This window comes from Streptomyces noursei ATCC 11455 (assembly GCF_001704275.1).
GTDB lineage: Bacteria > Actinomycetota > Actinomycetes > Streptomycetales > Streptomycetaceae > Streptomyces > Streptomyces noursei.
In genome coordinates this window covers 407073-423943 of record NZ_CP011533.1, presented here as the reverse complement: position 1 = coordinate 423943, position 16871 = coordinate 407073, and the positions used below count along the sequence as shown (strand labels likewise).

Genomic DNA, 16871 nt, shown 5'->3' with positions numbered 1-16871 from the left:
GGAGCATTCCCATGGCTGCTCAGACCGCATCAATCGTCCTTGAACCCGAGGCACAGGACATCGCCGACGCGACCTCGCAACACCCGTTCCTGTACGAGCTGGAACCCGCCGCGGCGCGCAAGGTCCTCGACGACCTCCAGGCCGCACCGGTCGACAAGCTGCCAGCCGACGAGGAGTGGGTCACCGTTCCCGCCGCCGTGGGAGACGTCCGGGTTCGCATCGTCAAACCGCGGGGTGCCACGGGAACGCTGCCCGTGGTGCTGTACATGCACGGCGGTGGCTGGGTACTCGGCAATGCCGGCACGCACGACCGCCTGGTGCGCGAGTTGGCGGTCGGCGCCCGTGCGGCGCTGGCGTTCGTGGAGTACACACCGTCGCCCGAGGCGCACTACCCCGTGGCCATCGAGCAGGGCTACGCCACCGCGCAGTGGATCGTCCGCGAGGGTGCGTCCAAGGGGCTGGATGCCCAGCGCATGGCAGTGGCCGGGGAATCGGTCGGCGGAAACATGACGGCCGCACTCGCCCTGATGGCCAAGGAACGCGGTGACGTCACGTTCGTGCAGCAGTCGATGTACTACCCCGTCACGGACGCGGCCATGAACACCGATTCCTACGACCAGTTCGCCACTGGCTACTACCTGAGCCGCAAGCTGATGGAGTGGTTCTGGGACGCGTACACGGCCGACCCGGACCAGCGCGCGGAGATCACCGCATCTCCCAACCGCGCCGCCGTCGACCAGCTCACCGGCCTGCCGCCCGCCCTGCTGATCGTCGACGAGGCCGACGTGCTCCGCGACGAGGGCGAGGCATACGCCGCCAAGCTCCGAGCGGCCGGCGTGCCGGTAACCACCGTGCGCTACGACGGCACGGTCCACGACTTCATGATGCTCAACTCGCTGAGCCGGTCCAAAGCCGCCCGCGGAGCCATCGACCAGGCCACGGCGTTCCTGCGCAACGCCCTCGGAACAGCCCAGGGCTAGGCGGTGGTGCTGCGTCAGGTCCTGGTTCTGCATGTCGGCAGGGGGCGGCCTTTGCCGGGCTCGTACACGGGCGCTGGGGCCCGGCAGGAGACGGCGTGCGGCACGCTGTGGCTGGTCCTTTGGTCGGCGATGAAGTCCGCAACCGTCACTTCGCCGCCTCTTCTACCCATAGGACCACCGATCGCTTGAGGACATCACGTTCCATCCGCAGCTCGTGAATCTCCCGGCGCAGCCGAGCAAGCTCGGCCCGCTCGTCCGGATCCAGGCCAGCGCGGGTGGTCTCCTTGTCCCGGGAGATCCACGTGGCCAGCGTGCCCTCGTTGATCCCCAGGCCCTCGCGACCTGGGCTACCGGCTTCCCCGTCTCACGAACGATCCGGACCGCCCCAGCTTGGAACTCCGCGTCGTACTTCTTGGACATCTCCGCCATCAAACTTCCTCATAGCGGACGTATCCACACTACGAGGGGAGGGGCATCGGTCCGGCTCCCCTTCCGGACGCTGGCCGGGAGCAGGCGAACCTCTTCGGCTATATCGCTGCCGGCTATCTCCTGCGCACACATTCCCTTCGGATCTTCCCGACGGCGAGCGCCGTGAACACCCTGCGCTTCGAACCGTCGATCCACCTCACCGACACCGAGATCGACCACGTCGCCACCGCCCTACGCGACCTGTGCACCGTCCTCCGAGCCCAGGACGGCATGCGCCTGCTCGGCGCCTGAGGAACCACCTCGCCCGGCCGCGGGAACGCATCCACCACCGCGAGAGAGCCCGTCTCAGCGGGCCGGCAAGCGGCAGGACGCGTTCCCGCGCCGGTACCTTGCGAGGCTGCCGTCCTCGTTGCCGCCGTCAACGAGCGGTTGTGACGTACTGGTCCGACGACAACTCGAACACCCGGACTCGTCGGCCGCCGGTGGGATTGAAGGTCTCACGGACCGGATGCATCCCCAGTTTGGTCATGATCCGTTCGGAGGCGTCGTTGCCCACTTGAGTGATGCTGACGATCCGCTCCAGCCCTCGCTCTTCGAACCCGAACCGGACAGCGGCCGCAGCGGCCTCGGTGGCCAAGCCCTGCCCCCAGTGGGAACGTCCCAGCCGCCAGCCGACCTCAACCGCCGGCAGTATCTCCGGCAAGTAGCCGGGCACCGAAAGACCGGTGAACCCGGCCAGCTCGCCAGTGGACCGGATCTCCACGGCGAACAGGCCGAAGCCCTGTGACTCCCACTCGCGCTCCCATGCCTGGATCCCTCCGCGAGTCTGCTGTTCGTCACGAACGCTGCCGTCACGGATCCACCGCATGACCTCGGGATCGGCATTGATGGCGGCCATGGGCGCAACGTCTTCCTCGCGCCAGCGACGCAGGATCAAACGGGGAGTCTCAAGCGTGACCATCCAATCATTCTGGATCACCAAATGGGCTCACCGCCATCCTCACCACAGCCTCGGCCGTGAAGTGTTCGGGTGGATGGTTGATGTTGTCGAGGTCGGTATCAGGACCTTCAGCGGCGTGGAGAGGCTGGGCAGCAAGGCCGTCCAGAACCAGGGGCCATGGCGCCAGGCGGAGCGGATCGTGGACCTGGAGGCCCAGACGCCGAGTTGACCTCGCCCCAGTCCGCCGCCTCGGCATGAAGCCACAGCTTGTCCTGTATCTCGTGGGGCGCGTGTGGAACCGCGCCCCCGGCCACCGGGTGCTCATCGAGCAACCGCCGCTGGTTGCGGCAAGTCACCAGGCCAGCAAGGCAGTTGACGTCTCAGGCGCACCGGATGTCTGACACTGTGCTCCGGCGAACGGAGAGCGATTTTCGCAGCCGACGCGGCGGGCACACGGCATGGACGGCGCGCCCGCGGATGATGCGGTGTTCTCATGCTGAAACGACCCGGCTCGCCTGGTCGGCACACCGGCAGGTGTTCGCTGCGGCGGAGCCCCCCCCACGCCTGGTCCGGTGCGGTTCCTGCCGGGAGGAGCCGCTCCTGCTGACGCTCCCCGCCACGGCGGGCGCCCGCTCCGTGCCGCTTCCCCCAGCGCCCAACCATCGCATTTCGGCAAAGCGTTCGATATGGGCATGTAAATGCCTTGTCCTGAGCATGACTTAACCGATGGGATCAAGACAGCCGCTTTGTGCGGCTCAGGCCCACTCAGGGAGAATTCATGCGCATAGCCCGCCCACGTGGACGCGCCGCGGCCACGACGGCCGCAACCGCCGCCCTCACCGTCGTCGCTCTGGCGACCACCCCGCTCGCCGGTACCGGTACCGCCGCAGTGCCGCACACCAAGGCCGTCCCGGCCGTCGCCGGGCACCAGTTGGTGCACGGCGTGGGCAGCCCGCTGTCCATCGCGGAGTGCCGGGCCAAGTTCAAGCTCGCCTGCTACAACCCCCTCCAGTACCGCACGGCGTACAACCTCAACGCGCTGTACAGGAAGGGAATCACGGGCAAGGGCCGCACGATCGTCATCGTGGACTCCTTCGGCTCCCCGACCGTCCAGCACGATCTGGACGTCTACAGCAAGCAGTTCGGCATCCCCAGCACCATGGTGAACGTGGTCAAGTGGGGCAACGTCCCTGCCTTCGACCCCAAGAACCCCGACATGACCGGCTGGGCCGGCGAGACCACCCTCGACGTCGAGATGGCACACGCCGTGGCGCCCGACGCGAAGATCGTCCTGGTGGAGACGGCGGTCTCCGAGACCGAGGGCACCACCGGTCTGCCGGAGATGATGGACGCCGAGAGAGCCATGATCAAACGTGGCGTCGGCGATGTGATCAGCCAGAGCTTCGGCGCCACCGAGAACACGTTCCCCGGCTTCGACAAGGGTGACTTCTCGAGTATCAAGAACCTGCGGTACGCCTTCAAGGAGGCCGCCAAGAAGCACGTCACCGTCCTCGCCTCCTCCGGTGACGGGGGTGCCACCGACAACACCGCCGACGGGAAGGGCTTCTACAAGGAGCGCGTCAACTCCTGGCCGTCCTCGGACCCGTTGGTCACCTCGGTCGGTGGCACCCAGCTGCACCTGAACGACCAGGGTCAGCGCATCAAGCCGGACAGCGTCTACAACGACCACGGCGCGGGCGGTGGCGGCCAGTCGCACGTCTTCACCCGCCCGGCCTTCCAGAACGCGGTGAAGAGCACCGTGGGCGACCGCCGCGGCACCCCGGACATCTCGATGACCGCCGCCGTCGACGGCGGCGCCTGGATCTACTCCAGCTACGACCCGACCGCCACCGGCTGGGGCATCACCGGCGGCACCAGCGAGTCGGCTCCGCTCTTCTCCGGCATCGTCGCCCTCGCCGACCAGGCCGCCGGCCGCCGCCTCGGCAACATCAACGACGCGCTGTACACGCTCTACAAGCGCTCCGCCCACGACAAGAGCACCGGCATCGTCGACGTCAACGACGGTACGAACAACAGCTACGAAGGCGTCACCGGCTACACCGCCGTCAACGGCTACGACATGGCCACCGGCGTCGGCACCGTGGACGCCGCCCGCTTCGTCCCGGCCCTCGCTCGGGCAAGCCACCGCGGCTGACGCGCACACCGCCTCTCGCGGTCCGGGCCTCGCTGGGCCCGGACCGCACCGCTGTGCGGGATTCCTCGCGAGTCGCCACACCCGCGCCAGACGGCTCCACCAGTCGCCCAGCCCCTGGCCGCAATGCGCCCCTGCACCAGCCGGATGACATCGACGAGCCATGAGTCTGATGCGATGGCGCCCGGCGTACACGCCGGTCACGGGCCGGAGAACGAGGCCCCGGTCGCCGGGACCGCCACACTACGGACTCAGCTCATAGGCACCCGCGCACCGCCGCGGGTTCGCCACCAAGCCGCAGCTCGCCCGGCAGGTGGACCGAGCGCCTGCGCTGGTCCACCTGGCGCCGACGCCACCAAGCCCGCGCCCGACGGAGCCACCGCCGACGCCAAGCCGCCCTTCAATCATGAAGATCCACATCTGCGGCTGGAGTACCAGGAGGTGGTGGTTCCGTGTGGAAGTCGCCCGGCGCGGAGCATGATTTTGCGCCCAAGAAACTCGACAAGGCCAGTTGAGGGACTATCCCGTTTGGCGGATCGGGCGGGCGGCCACCGCCTTCCGGGTGCAGAATCAATAAGGCGGCTGGTCGGAGCCAGTCGCGGACAGGAAGTGTCGGCGTGCGCGAGCGTATTACTCCCCGCGCAGAATTCAAGCAGGAAAGCTGACGTGCCACCTGAACCTCAACGGCGCCGCGCAAACGCAAGGGCCGCGGTGGCAGACTCCACTGAACTTCCGGAGTCCATGGTAAGTCCGTGGTCTGTGTTGCCCGAGAAGACATCGGTACGAGAAGGGTGTTCCCTAATGTACGAGACACTCTCCCGCCTGTTGGTCCAGGAGTTCGGTATATCGTCAGACCTGGTCCATCCCCAATCAACGGCCCGAGCACTCGAAATGGACTCGCTGTCGTTGGCGGAGCTGACAGTGATGATCACGGAAAGGACGGGGCTACGGTTCGATGAGAGTGGTGTGACGCTCGACAGTACGCTCGAAGAGATTGCCACGCACTTCGTCCCGTCCGGCGAAGGTGCCGCTCCGCGCGGGGATTCCAAGCCTTCCGTCCTGGATTAGGTGCGGCTGGGTGCCGCTGCGGCACCCTGAATACCCGGTCATTTGGGAACGTTTGGGGAGCGCCGCGGCCAGCTGATCGGGCAGGACACTCTCAGTCCTCCGGACGCCGAACCGAACGTGAGCGGCTGGCCCGACAGTCGCGGGGCAGGTATTGTCGGTATGTGTGAGTGAACCTCTTTCATCCTGTTCCGTGGGGGTGAAGTGGCCTGGTCAGCGGGGTGGTGGGTGACATGGCAGAGCCCCTTGTCGTTGGGGTGTTGATCTCACTCGACACCGGCGCCAAGGGGCTCTGTTGGTTCCGTATCCTGCCATGCTCGATGTCCCGTACGAGCTCGTTGAGCACGTCTCGTGGCTGATCCACGCCCGTCGGCGCGAGCTGAAGTCGCCCTGGCGGAGGCTGGGGTGCTTCAAGCAGGCCCTGCTGGTGCTGGTGCATCTCCGGAAGAACGAGACGTTCGCCCAGGTCGGAGCAGGTTTTGGAGTCTCGGAGTCCACGGCCTGGCGATACGTCGACGAAACCCTCGAGATCCTCGCTGCCTGGGCCCCAGGCCTGCGCGAGGCCCTGGTCGGGCTGGGTGAGGGCGACTTCGTCATCGTTGACGGCACGCTCATCCCCACCGACCGCATCAAGGCGGACGAGCCATACTACTCCCAGAAACACAAGCGGCACGGCATGAATGTCCAGGTCGTCGCGGCACCGGACGGGACCCCGCTGTGGTTTTCCCGCGCGCTGCCGGGGCGGGCGCACGATCTGACCGCTGCCCGGGCCCACGGCATCGTCCAGGCCTGCCTGACCAGGGAAGTCCTGGTCCTGGCCGACCGGGCCTACCAGGGGGCCGGCGCCACCGTGCGCACTCCGTACTACAGACACCGCGAACTCCCCGAGCACTACCAGCAGTTCAACCGCGTCCACACGCGACTCCGAGCGCCGGGCGAACGGGCCTTCGCCCGGCTGAAGTCCTGGCGGATCCTCCGCCGGGCCCGATGCTCCACCAACCGCATCAGCCGCACCGTACAGGCCATCCACACCCTTCTCACCTGCAGCTATTCAGGATGAAAGAGGTTCAGTGAAGCAGGATTACCTGAGCACGCGGCTGTCATCGCGGGGAAGAGAGTGCCCACCCGACGGTGGATCGACGTCCTCGATCCGTCGAACGCCCGCCCCTTCGCACGTGTCGCCCGGTGCGGTCCAGTCGAGGTCCAGTCGGCTGTGGACGCCGCCAGGCACGCATACGAGTCGGTGTGGCGGTTCACGACACCGGTGGAGCGCTCCCAGGTCTGCCGGCGCATCGCCGACGCCCTGCGCAGCGAACGCGAGGAACTGGCCCGGTTGGAGACCCTCGACACCGGCAAGCCGATCAGTCAGTCGCGCACGGACGTCGACGTCGCCGCGCGGTACTTCGACTTCTACGCCAACGCGATCGAGTCCCTCGGTGGCGAAACGATCCAGCAGCGGCCGGACCGACTGGCCTTCACGCTGCGCGAACCGTACGGCGTGTGCGGGCACATCATCCCGTGGAACTACCCGCTGCAGATCGCCGCCAGGACCCTGGCCCCGGCCCTCGCCGCCGGCAACTGCTGTGTCCTCAAGCCCGCCGAGGACGCGCCGTTGACCTCGCTCCGCCTGGCCGACCTCGTCGAAGGGGCGGGACTCCCGGCGGGCGTCCTCAACGTCGTACCGGGCTACGGAGCGGAAGCGGGAGCCGCGCTCGCCGCGCACCCCGACGTGGACCGCATCGCGTTCACCGGCTCGCGGGAGGTCGGCGAGGCCGTCATGGCCGCGGCCGCGCGGAACATCGTGCCCGTCACCCTCGAACTGGGGGGAAAATCACCGCAGTTGGTGCTCCCCGACTACGACGCCGCGCGGGCGGTGCCGCAGATCGTGGAGGCGATCACGGAGCACGCCGGGCAGAACTGCAGCGCCGGAAGCCGTCTGCTCGTCCACCGTTCCGTGCACGACGAACTGGTGGCCGCGCTGGCGGAGAGGTTCCGCGCCCTGCGCATCGGCCCGGGCATCGACGATTCCGACATGGGACCGCTCATCTCCGCGAAACAGCGCGAGCGGGTCCTCGCCCACCTGGCCGAGGGACGCCGGGACGCCGAGGTCGTCGTCGGCGGCGGAGTGCCCGAAGGAGAGGCGTACGCCGAGGGCTTCTACGTGGAGCCCACCCTCCTCGACCGGGTGACGCCCCGGCACCGCGTCTTCAACGAGGAGATCTTCGGCCCGGTCCTGTGCGTGTCGGTCTTCGACACACTGGACGAGGCGGTCGCACTGGCGGAACACACCACGTACGGGCTGGCCGCCGGAATCTGGACGTCCGACGTGACCACGGCACACTGGCTCGCCGGGCGGTTGAGGGTGGGCCAGGTGTTCGTGAACGACTACAGCGCGGCCGGGGGAGTCGAGTTGCCGTTCGGCGGCTACCGGCGCTCTGGAATCGGCGTGGAGAAGGGTCTGGAGGCGCTGCGCGAATACACGCGGTGCAAGACGGTGGCGATCCACACGCGGATTCCCGTCTGACCCGTTCCCTCGACCCACACGCACCGTCCCCCGAGCCCCGCGGAGAGGCCCGATCTTTGCGGTGGAACCCGAGCATTACGGAGAAGCGCGATTCGATCCATCCATATCGGCGGAGGGAGTTCTTCGAATGTCACGTGTTGCGCGAGGGCCCGTTGCGGAATTGAGAGAACAGCGGTGCTGCGAGTTCTGCGGTGCACCGTCGCGGCCCGTGGCGGCCCTGACCGCAGCGGTCGCCGACATGTACAAGGCGCTCGGTGAGGCACAGGACGCGCTCGAAGCCCAGGAGCAGCTGATAAAGGGCTTACGGGCGGCCGCGGGGCCGTCCCCCTCCGCGGGGGTCCTCGCGGCCCGGGCGGCGCTCGACCTCTTGACGGCCCGTGAGCGCCAGATTCTGGTGCTCATCTCCCAGGGGAATTCCAATCGCCGCGTCGCCAGGGCGCTCGGAATTTCCGAAAAGACGGTGAAGAACCACTTGTCCGCCGTCTTCACGAAGGCCGGCGTATCCGACCGCACGCAAGCTGTCGTATTGGGAATCCGGGGCGGGATCGTCTCCCTCGACGGGGCCTTCAACGATGCCTCACCACCCACGAGACCCACGAGTTCGAGTGCGGGAATCCCCACCGATTCAGGTCCATGCTGAGATTATGAGGGCCGATCCGGCCATGGAACAGCGTGAGGACTGTCAGAACCCCACGCATTACTGCCACATTGGGTCCCATGCTGAAGAACGTAGCCGCCGTCCTGCTCGAGAACGTTCATCCATTCGAGCTGGGTGTCATATGCGAAGTGTTCGGGATCGATCGACGGGAGGAGGGGCTGCCCGCGTACGACTTCGCGCTCGTCGCCGCGGAGTCCTCGTCGGTGCGGGCGGTGCCCGGGTTCACCATCAGCACGCCCTACGGTCTGGACCGGCTGGAGGACGCCGACCTCATCGCCATCCCGGTCGGGGACAACTTCCACACCAGGGACTTCCCGCCCGCCCTGCTGGAGGCCCTGCGCCAGGCGGTGGCCCGCGGGGTCCGGGTGGTGAGCGTCTGCGTCGGCGCCTTCGTCCTGGGCGCCGCCGGGCTGCTCGACGGACGACGCTGCACCACGCACTGGCGGTACGCCCAGGCACTCGCCGAGCGCTACCCCAAGGCCCAGGTCGAACCGGGAGTGCTCTACGTGGACGAGGACCCGATCCTCACCTCGGCCGGCACGTCGGCGGGCATCGATGCCTGCCTCCATCTGGTGCGCAAGCTCCAGGGCAGCGACGTCGCCAACGCCATCGCCCGGCGCATGGTGGTGCCCCCGCACCGGGAAGGCGGCCAGGCCCAGTACATCGAGCGACCGGTCGCCCACTACGGGGAGGACGGCGTACGCGAGGTGATGGTCTGGGCCGAGAAGCACCTGGACCAGGAGATCAGCGTCGAGCAACTCTCGGCACGGGCCTGCATGTCGCCGCGCACCTTCGCCCGCCGCTTCCGGACGGAGACGGGGACCACCCCCTACCGCTGGCTGCTGGCACAGCGGTTGCTCAACGCCCAGCGGCTGCTGGAGAACACCGACGAGACGATGGAGGTGATCGCGGCCCGTACGGGATTCGCCAACGCGGCGGCCCTGCGGTACCAGTTCGTGCGGTCCCTCAACACCACCCCCAACGCCTACCGGCGTGCCTTCCGGGGGCGGTTGTCCGACATCACCAGACAATGAGCCCCGCGCGGGGCCGGACAGGAGGACGTGCATGCTGCGCATCGCGGTAGTGGGTGCCACCGGAGCGGTGGGCCGGGAGTGCCTGGCCCTGCTCGACGGCGGGATCGTGCCGGTGGAACAGGTGGTGCCCGTCGGCTCGGCGCGCAGCCTCGGCCGGGACCTGGGCAACGAACTGGGGCTGTCGCTGCCCATGGCGGAGCTGGTGACGCTCGACGACCTGGACCCCGCCGGCCTGGACGTCGCCGTCTTCTCCGCGGGCGCGGAGATCAGCGCCCGCGAGGCGGAGCGGTTGGCTTCGGCCGGGGTGCTGGTCGTCGACAACAGCTCCGCCTTCCGGATGCGCCCCGACGTGCCCCTCGTCGTACCGCAGGTCAACCCCGGCGCGCTCGACGACCGGCCGGGACCGAACCTCGTGGCCAACCCCAACTGCTCGACGATCCAGTTGGTGCGCGCCCTGAAGCCGCTGCACGAACTGGCCGGCCTGGAGGACGTCGTGGTGGCCACCTACCAGGCGGCGTCCGGCGGCGGAGTGCGCGGCCTGCGGGAACTCGCCGAGGGGTCCAGGGCGATCCTGGACGACCCCCGCGCGCAAGGCACCCCCGGCGGGCGCTTCGGACAGCCGCTGTCCTTCAACCTCGTGCCCGAGATAGGACTTCAGGACGACACCGGGCTCACGCACGAGGAGCGCAAGCTCGTCCGCGAACCGCGCAAGATCCTCGGCCTGCCGGACCTGCGGGTGAGCGCCACCGCGGTGCGGGTGCCGGTCTTCGACTGCCACTCCGAGGCAGTGCACGTCAGACTGCGGGAGCCGGTCACGACCGAGTCCGTCGAGGCGGCCCTGGCCGCGACACCCGGGTTACGGGCCTACGGCCGGTCGCAGAGCCCCTCGTACCCCATGCCCCGCACCGTCTTCGCGCGACCCGAGGACCGCGCCCTGGTCCACGTCGGGCGGATCCGCGTCGAGCCGGAGGACGACCGGGCGGCGGCGCTCTGGGTGGTCGCCGACAACCTGTGGGTGGGGGCGGCGCTCAACGCGCTGCAGATCGTCGAACTCGGCCTGAAGAACGGGTGGCTCGGATGACGACCCGCCGCACCCCCGACGGGCGTCCGCTGGTGCTGAAGTTCGGCGGTTCGGCCTTCGCCGACCTCGACGGCTATCACCGGGTGGCCCGGTACGCGGTCCGCCGTGTCACCGAGGAGAAGCGCCCACTGGTCGTGGTGGCGAGCGCCATGTCCGGGACGACGGGCAGACTCCAGCAGACCCTGGACGCCCTGGTCGAGGACCCGCCCGCGGACGCCGCCGCGATGCTGCTGACCACCGGCGAGACCGTGAGCGTCGCCCTGCTGGCCGCCGCGCTCGACGCCGAGGGCGTGACGGCCCGTCCCCTCCCGGCGGCCGACACCGGGCTCCTCGCCGAGGGGCCGGGCGACCGGGCGAGACTCGTCTCGGCCACCGCCGGGACGCTGGCCGCGGCCCTGGCCGACTGTCCGGTCGTGGTCGTCCCCGGCGGCCAGGCGGTCGACGCGGACGGACGGACGGTGATGCTGGGCCGCAACAGCTCGGACCTCTCGGCGGTGGCGGCGGCCGCCGCGCTGGGCGCCGACACCTGCGAACTCTTCTCCGACGTGCCCGGCGTGTGCACCGCCGACCCCCACCTGGTCCCGGAGGCCCGCACCCTGTCCCGGATCAGCTACGAGGGAGTGCGCCGGATGTCCCGGCACGGGGCCAAGGTCGTCCACGAGGGCGCCGTGGACTGGGCGGAGCGCGGCGGAGTGCGACTGCTGTGCCGCCCCTTTCCCTGGTACGAGGGCCCGGACGGCGGGACCGCCGTGGGCACGGGCCCGGAGGCGGCCGCCGTCGTCGTACACAAGAACAGCGACGTGTGGTGCTTCAGGTCCGCGCGGGAACGCCGGGCGGCGGGGGAGTGCCTGTGGGCCGACGGCCTGGCCGTGGTGGAGTTCGACACCGCGGGCGAGGCATGTCTGACGGTGCCGACCGCCGTGCGGGGCGTGGCCCGGCACCTGCGGGCCGCGCGCCGTCTCGACGACCTGTGCCTGGTCACCACGCTGTGGCCGGACGGCAGCACGGAGCACACCGTGGTCCCGCGCCCCGAGGCCGCGGCCGAAGCCCGCCGGCGCCACGCCCTGCTCTACCCGGACCCCGGGAACACCCCTGGACCGGCCGTCCCCCCACCGGCCAAGGCCCGCTCCCCGCACAGCGACGTCCTGGTCGGCCCGACCCGGCCGCTGCCCACCGAGAACAGCCCATTGACCTGAGCTGACCTGACGTGGCCTGACCCCGGCCGGGAGAGCACGGCACGCCACCGGACGCCACGATGATCTGCGCGGACCCTGCGACCCACCCGTTCCCGCCTCCGATCAGCCTGGTGACACGAATCCGCACTCGTAGGCGGCTATCACCGCCTGGGTGCGGTCCCGGACACCCAACTTGGCCAGCACCCCGGCCACATGTGTCTTGACCGTGGCTGCCCCCACCGTCATCCGCTGGGCGATTTCGGTGTTCGACAGGCCCTGCGCCATCAGGTGCAGCACCTCCACCTCGCGCGCGGAGAGGCGCTCGCGCAGCCGCTCCGCCTCTGCGCGCGAGCCCTGCCGATCGGTGTGCGTACGCGCCAGGGCGCGGATGGCTGTGGGGAACAGCAGCGTGTCGGTGCGGGCCACCAGACGTACGGCCTGGACGAGTTCGTCCGCATGCGCGCGTTTGAGGAGGAAGCCGGAGGCGCCCGCGCGGAGTGCGTCGTACACGTAACTGTCGTTCTCGAAGGTGGTGAGGACGATGATGCGTGGCGGGTTGTCGGTGCCTGCCAGGATGCACTCGGTGGCGCGGATGCCGTCGATCTGGGGCATGCGCACGTCCATCAACACGATGTCCGGGCGCAGTTCGCGGACGAGGGGGACTGCTTCGGCGCCGGTGGCGGCCTCGCCGACGACTTCGATGTCCGGTTCGGTGCCGAGGATGGCGCGCAGGGCGGTGCGGACCATCTGCTCGTCGTCGGCCAGGACGATCCGGATCGGCGGTGTGTCCGGCCGGGTCGGGGCGGTCACTGGGCGCTGCCGCTCAGGGGGAGGCGTACGGCCAGTCGCCACACACCCTCGTGCTCGCCGAAGACGGCTTCGCCGCGCAGCAGTCGGGCCCGTTCGGCGATGCCGGGCAGCCCCCGGCCCCCGCCGCGACGGCGGGGCGCGGGCCCGGTGGTGGGTTCGATCGGGTTTTCCACATCGATCTCCAATGCGTCGTCGTGCACTGCGATACGCAGGCGGATGCGTGCCTGGTTCGCATGGCGCAGGGCGTTGCCCAGTCCTTCCTGGACGATCCGGTACGCCTCGCGGGAGACGACCGGTGGTATCCGGTCCAGGGCCGTGGGTGCGTCGAGGGTGAGGGCGGCGCCTGCCGCGCGGGTGCGGTCGAGCAGCGCGTCCAGGCCGCTGAGGGTCGGTGCCGGTGCGGTGTCGGTCGGGCCCTCCTCGCGCAGGAGCCCCAGTACGGTGTCGAGTTCGCCGACCGCTTCCCGGGTCGTGGTCTCGATCGCAGCCAGTGCCTGCCGGACGAACTCCGGGTCGACGTCGAGGACTCTGCGCGCCGCGACTGCCTGGAGCGTCACCGCGCTGAGCGCATGCCCGACGGAGTCGTGCAGTTCCCGCGCCAGTCGGTTGCGCAGCGCCAACTGCATCGCGTGCCGCTCGGCCGCCGCCAGTCGGTCGGCGGCCGTCGGCCCCAGCAGGACGGGCGCGCAGCGCGCCAGCAGCGCGCCCGCCGCCCAGGACAGGGCCACGACCCCGGCCAGCAGCCCGATGCCGGCCAGCGGTGCCAGCAGCCACCACGACGCTCCCGAGCGCCCCAGGCCCCACGGCATCCGCACGCCGCCCAGCATCCCGGTGACCGGCACGGCGATCAGCATCAGGGCCAGGGGTGGCACGGTCAGGGATACTCCGCTGACGAGGCCGCCGGTCAGCAGGTGCAGTGTGTACCACAGTGCCGTCCGCCCCCTGGCCGCCCAGGAGTTGCTCGGCCCCGTCTCCAGCCCGGCTCCCGGCACCCCGCACAGTGCCCGCGCCGCCCCGCTCACAAGGGGCCGCACCAGCGGGTGGAGTGCGGTGGCGGCGCCGGGTACCAGCGCGAGCGCGAAGATGGCGAACTGCCAGCCCAGGGAGGTGGAGAGGAAGCCGCCGGAATCCGGCCGGACGACCGCCACCAGGACGTTCGTCACGAGGTAGTACGGCATCAACAGCGCCCCGCCCAGGAGCAGATGCACCCAGCGCAGCCGTGCGCGGCGGCCCAGGGCGGCGGCCACCAGGCCCCGTACGGGGCGTGTCACGAGGTACGCGGGGCGCCGGCCCGCCCGTTGAGGAAGCGGGCACCGGCCGTGAGTACGAGCAGTCCGACGAACATCTGCACAGCGTAAGTGAGGAGCATGAGCGGAGTGGCGGCCCGATCACCGTGCGAGGGCCCGGTCACCGCCGCGAGCAGCAGCCAACCACCCCAGCAGCCGGTCGCCGCCGAACCCACCCCCGCAAGCAGCAGCGGTACACGCAAGGCCAGCGCCGCCCCCGCCCGCCGGGCGAGCAGCAGCACCAGGCCCGCCACGGTGGCACCCGTGTACAGCACATAGGCCGCGTCCTGCACCGCGGAATCGGCGTCGTACTGCGCGGCCAAGGCATCCGACAACCCGGTGTGCACACCGCACGCCCACAGCAGGTGCACCGCCATGGGCAGTACCACCAGACCAGCCGCCACCAGCGCCGCCAGCCGCTGCCCCCGCCCGACCGGCCGGGCATCCACGTCGCCGAGCCGCCCCCGCCACATGTGTCCCCAGCGCTCGCAGGCATACAGCACGAACAGGGTGCCCAGGGCCAACCCCTGGAGGATGAACCCGCCGTACACGAGGTCGAAGACCCAACCCTCCAAGAACGCACCGCTGTCCCCGGATGATCCCGAACCGGTGCCACCGAGCACCCCGACCAGCAACTGGGCCGGGAATCCCACCATGATGGGCGTCAGCAGCCCAACCGCGCCCCACATCGGCAGGGCCAACAGCCACGACGGGACGCGCCTGCCCCAGGGCTTGGTGAGGACCAGGGCCAGGACGACGACGGACACGTCCATCAGCACCGTGGCCGCATTGATCAGCTTGAGCGACGTCCCATCGCCGAGCAGCGCGCTGCCCGCGGGGATGCCGACGGTACTGCCCGCGATCCAGGCGATCTTGAGCGAGAGATAGGGCACGCAGGCGGCGATGGCCACCCAGCGCAGGATCCGACGCACGGCGGCCGGGCCGGTACGGGGAACGGTCTGTGTCATTCGGCTCATGCGCCCAGCCTTCCGCGCCGCCGCACCGTGCGCCTCGACTCGCGGGACCAACCCGCTCCGCCGCACGGCGGAAGGCCCCTCATCCCCACGGCCGACGAATCGCCCACCGACAGACGACAGTTGACCGCTGCGACGCCGGGCGCGCTCAGCCGCTGCACCTGAAAAGCAAGTCCCGCCCCGACCAGCACGCCACGTCCGAGATGCCATCGCCCCGGCGACGAAGGACTCCTGGCCGCCGGGCGGCTCACGAGCGCCCGACGCGACCAGGAGATCTCTTCACGACACGCGCCCCGCCGCACACTCCGACGACGTCCCGGACACCCCGCCGACCCACGTGTTCCTGGCCTCCGAACCAGGGCCGCACGGTCTTGTGATCCACGGCGTGCCCGTCACCCGACGTTCGGCGCGACCGCTCAGGCTTCGCCGCGTGAGGCCGTCTCGGCGTCGCGCTGCGGAACGCTGCGTCGCGTGAACGCCCACAGCACGAGCCCCAGGCAGCTGAAGGCGGCCCCCAGTACGCAGACGGCGCCCCAGCCGGCCGCCGTGTAGAGGGAGGTCGCGGCGATGGCGCCGGTGGCGCTGCCGATCGAGTAGAAGACCATGTATCCGCCGATCAGTCGGCTGCCCGCCTCCGGGTGCAGCGCGTAGATCAGAGTCTGGTTGGTGACATGGACCGCCTGCACGGCGAGGTCGAGGAGGATCACCCCGACGACCAGGGCCCACAGCGAGCTGCGGGTGAAGGCCAGGGGCAACCACGAGGCGGCGAGCAGCGCCAGGGCGATGCCGGTGGTCCGCCGGGAGAGTCCGCGGTCGTTCAGGCGGCCCGCCACGGTCGCGGCCAGGGCGCCGGCGACACCGATCAGCCCCAACGCCCCAATCGCACTGTGCGGCAGGAAATACGGGGCCTCGCTGAGCGGCAGTGCGATGCTGCTCCACAGGGTGCTGAAGGCGGCGAAGACCAGCAGACCGAACAGGGCCCGGAGCCGCAGCAGTCGTTCCCGCGCGAACAGGGTGAGCGTGGAGCGCAGGAGCTGCCCGTAGCGCAGGGTTGTCGGCGAAGCGTCACTGCGGCGCGGCAGCACCCGGTACAGGACCAGGGCGAGCACGGCGGTGAGCGACGCTGAAACGAGATAGACGGAGCGCCAGCCCGCGAGATCGGCCAAGAGGCCGGATACGGTGCGGGCGAGCAGGATTCCGATGACCACGCCACTGGTGACCAGACCGACGACCCGTCCGCGCCCGGCCGGCGGGGCCAGTGACGCCGCGAAGGCCACCAACGTCTGAGTGACGACCGCGAGAAGCCCCGTCGCGGCCATGCCCGCGAGAAGTATCGCCGCAGTGTGGGCGGCGGCCACCACGGCCAGCGCCACCACCAGGAGCAGTAACTGGGCCACGATGAGCCGTCTGCGGTCGGTCACGTCGCCCAGCGGCACCAGGAAGAAGAGCCCCAGCCCGTATCCGACCTGCGTGAGGGTGACCACGCTGCCGACCAGCGCCGGGCTCATGGCCAGGTCGTGGCCCATGGTGACCAGCAGCGGCTGGGAGAAGTAGACGTTGGCCACCGCGGCCCCGCAGGCGACGGCGAACAGTACGACGACGCCACGGGACAGGACGAATGAGGAACGTCCCCCGCTCGGAGCCTCGGTCTGTCGTGTCACGACCTCACCATTGCCAGGCATCAGCACTCCTTCGCATATTCGGTTTCAACTTGCTACCAGTGTAGACGGTAGCTTTCTTGGTAGCATGTTGCAACCAACGTG

The 16871-nt window shown here is 69.7% G+C and carries 16 protein-coding genes; 11 read left to right on the top strand and 5 right to left on the bottom strand.

What is annotated here, in order from left to right; all coding sequences use genetic code 11:
- Positions 1–11: 11 nt before the first annotated feature.
- Positions 12–980 (top strand): alpha/beta hydrolase, encoded by a 969-nt coding sequence (locus tag SNOUR_RS01800; protein ID WP_067343237.1) that lies wholly within the window; start codon positions 12–14, stop codon positions 978–980.
- A 591-nt stretch (positions 981–1571) separates the two neighbouring features.
- Positions 1572–1700 carry a hypothetical protein gene (locus SNOUR_RS47805; RefSeq protein ID WP_312631657.1) on the top strand — a complete coding sequence of 43 codons (129 nt, stop codon included), beginning with the start codon at positions 1572–1574 and terminating at the stop codon, positions 1698–1700.
- 127 nt (positions 1701–1827) lie between these two features.
- On the opposite strand, the gene SNOUR_RS01795 is transcribed toward SNOUR_RS47805, so the two are convergent.
- Entirely contained in the window at positions 1828–2370 is a 543-nt protein-coding gene (locus SNOUR_RS01795) for a GNAT family N-acetyltransferase (RefSeq protein ID WP_079142062.1), read from the bottom strand.
- Between the two features lie 73 nt (positions 2371–2443).
- Here SNOUR_RS01795 and SNOUR_RS01790 point away from each other — a divergent pair, with 73 nt between their 5' ends.
- From SNOUR_RS01790 to SNOUR_RS01750, 9 genes are all read left to right on the top strand, one after another.
- A complete protein-coding gene (locus SNOUR_RS01790; RefSeq protein ID WP_312631654.1) occupies positions 2444–2578 on the top strand; it encodes a hypothetical protein in 135 nt (44 codons plus the stop codon).
- A 549-nt stretch (positions 2579–3127) separates the two neighbouring features.
- Entirely contained in the window at positions 3128–4504 is a 1377-nt protein-coding gene (locus SNOUR_RS01785) for a S53 family peptidase (protein WP_067343231.1), read from the top strand.
- A 798-nt stretch (positions 4505–5302) separates the two neighbouring features.
- Entirely contained in the window at positions 5303–5569 is a 267-nt protein-coding gene (locus SNOUR_RS45930; RefSeq protein WP_067343229.1) for an acyl carrier protein, read from the top strand.
- 310 nt (positions 5570–5879) lie between these two features.
- Positions 5880–6626: a transposase family protein gene (locus SNOUR_RS01775; protein WP_067342830.1), complete on the top strand. Its 747-nt coding sequence runs from the start codon at positions 5880–5882 to the stop codon at positions 6624–6626.
- Positions 6627–6683: 57 nt separating this feature from the next.
- Entirely contained in the window at positions 6684–8090 is a 1407-nt protein-coding gene (locus tag SNOUR_RS01770; RefSeq protein ID WP_079142058.1) for an aldehyde dehydrogenase family protein, read from the top strand.
- Between the two features lie 208 nt (positions 8091–8298).
- Positions 8299–8730: a helix-turn-helix domain-containing protein gene (locus tag SNOUR_RS01765; RefSeq protein WP_067343224.1), complete on the top strand. Its 432-nt coding sequence runs from the start codon at positions 8299–8301 to the stop codon at positions 8728–8730.
- Positions 8731–8807: 77 nt separating this feature from the next.
- Positions 8808–9782, top strand: coding sequence for a GlxA family transcriptional regulator (locus SNOUR_RS01760; protein ID WP_067357546.1), 975 nt, complete (start codon positions 8808–8810; stop codon positions 9780–9782).
- A gap of 31 nt (positions 9783–9813) precedes the next feature.
- Positions 9814–10863, top strand: a complete 1050-nt coding sequence (locus tag SNOUR_RS01755; RefSeq protein WP_067343222.1) for an aspartate-semialdehyde dehydrogenase — start codon at positions 9814–9816, stop codon at positions 10861–10863.
- Complete coding sequence (locus SNOUR_RS01750; protein WP_067343220.1) at positions 10860–12059, top strand: amino acid kinase family protein; 1200 nt, start codon at positions 10860–10862, stop codon at positions 12057–12059. Before SNOUR_RS01755 ends, SNOUR_RS01750 begins: the two co-directional genes overlap by 4 nt.
- Before the next feature lie 102 nt (positions 12060–12161).
- On the opposite strand, the gene SNOUR_RS01745 is transcribed toward SNOUR_RS01750, so the two are convergent.
- From SNOUR_RS01745 to SNOUR_RS01730, 4 genes are all read right to left on the bottom strand, one after another.
- A complete protein-coding gene (locus tag SNOUR_RS01745; RefSeq protein WP_067343218.1) occupies positions 12162–12848 on the bottom strand; it encodes a response regulator transcription factor in 687 nt (228 codons plus the stop codon).
- Positions 12845–14119, bottom strand: coding sequence for a sensor histidine kinase (locus tag SNOUR_RS44430; RefSeq protein ID WP_312631646.1), 1275 nt, complete (start codon positions 14117–14119; stop codon positions 12845–12847). Before SNOUR_RS44430 ends, SNOUR_RS01745 begins: the two co-directional genes overlap by 4 nt.
- Positions 14116–15111, bottom strand: coding sequence for a hypothetical protein (locus tag SNOUR_RS44425; protein ID WP_312631645.1), 996 nt, complete (start codon positions 15109–15111; stop codon positions 14116–14118). The genes SNOUR_RS44430 and SNOUR_RS44425 overlap by 4 nt, the downstream gene beginning before the upstream one ends.
- Before the next feature lie 413 nt (positions 15112–15524).
- Entirely contained in the window at positions 15525–16790 is a 1266-nt protein-coding gene (locus SNOUR_RS01730; RefSeq protein WP_174717829.1) for an MFS transporter, read from the bottom strand.
- Between the last annotated feature and the right edge of the window lie 81 nt (positions 16791–16871).

Coding starts and splice junctions, on each gene's coding strand:
- SNOUR_RS01755 (WP_067343222.1), top strand. CDS start 9,814: ATGCTGCGCATCGCGGTAGTGGGTGCCACCGGAGCGGTGGGCCGGGAG.
- SNOUR_RS01750 (WP_067343220.1), top strand. CDS start 10,860: ATGACGACCCGCCGCACCCCCGACGGGCGTCCGCTGGTGCTGAAGTTC.
- SNOUR_RS45930 (WP_067343229.1), top strand. CDS start 5,303: ATGTACGAGACACTCTCCCGCCTGTTGGTCCAGGAGTTCGGTATATCG.
- SNOUR_RS01760 (WP_067357546.1), top strand. CDS start 8,808: ATGCTGAAGAACGTAGCCGCCGTCCTGCTCGAGAACGTTCATCCATTC.
- SNOUR_RS01730 (WP_174717829.1), bottom strand. CDS start 16,790: ATGCCTGGCAATGGTGAGGTCGTGACACGACAGACCGAGGCTCCGAGC.
- SNOUR_RS01790 (WP_312631654.1), top strand. CDS start 2,444: ATGGTTGATGTTGTCGAGGTCGGTATCAGGACCTTCAGCGGCGTGGAG.
- SNOUR_RS01775 (WP_067342830.1), top strand. CDS start 5,880: ATGCTCGATGTCCCGTACGAGCTCGTTGAGCACGTCTCGTGGCTGATC.
- SNOUR_RS01800 (WP_067343237.1), top strand. CDS start 12: ATGGCTGCTCAGACCGCATCAATCGTCCTTGAACCCGAGGCACAGGAC.
- SNOUR_RS01785 (WP_067343231.1), top strand. CDS start 3,128: ATGCGCATAGCCCGCCCACGTGGACGCGCCGCGGCCACGACGGCCGCA.
- SNOUR_RS01795 (WP_079142062.1), bottom strand. CDS start 2,370: ATGGTCACGCTTGAGACTCCCCGTTTGATCCTGCGTCGCTGGCGCGAG.
- SNOUR_RS44425 (WP_312631645.1), bottom strand. CDS start 15,111: ATGAGCCGAATGACACAGACCGTTCCCCGTACCGGCCCGGCCGCCGTG.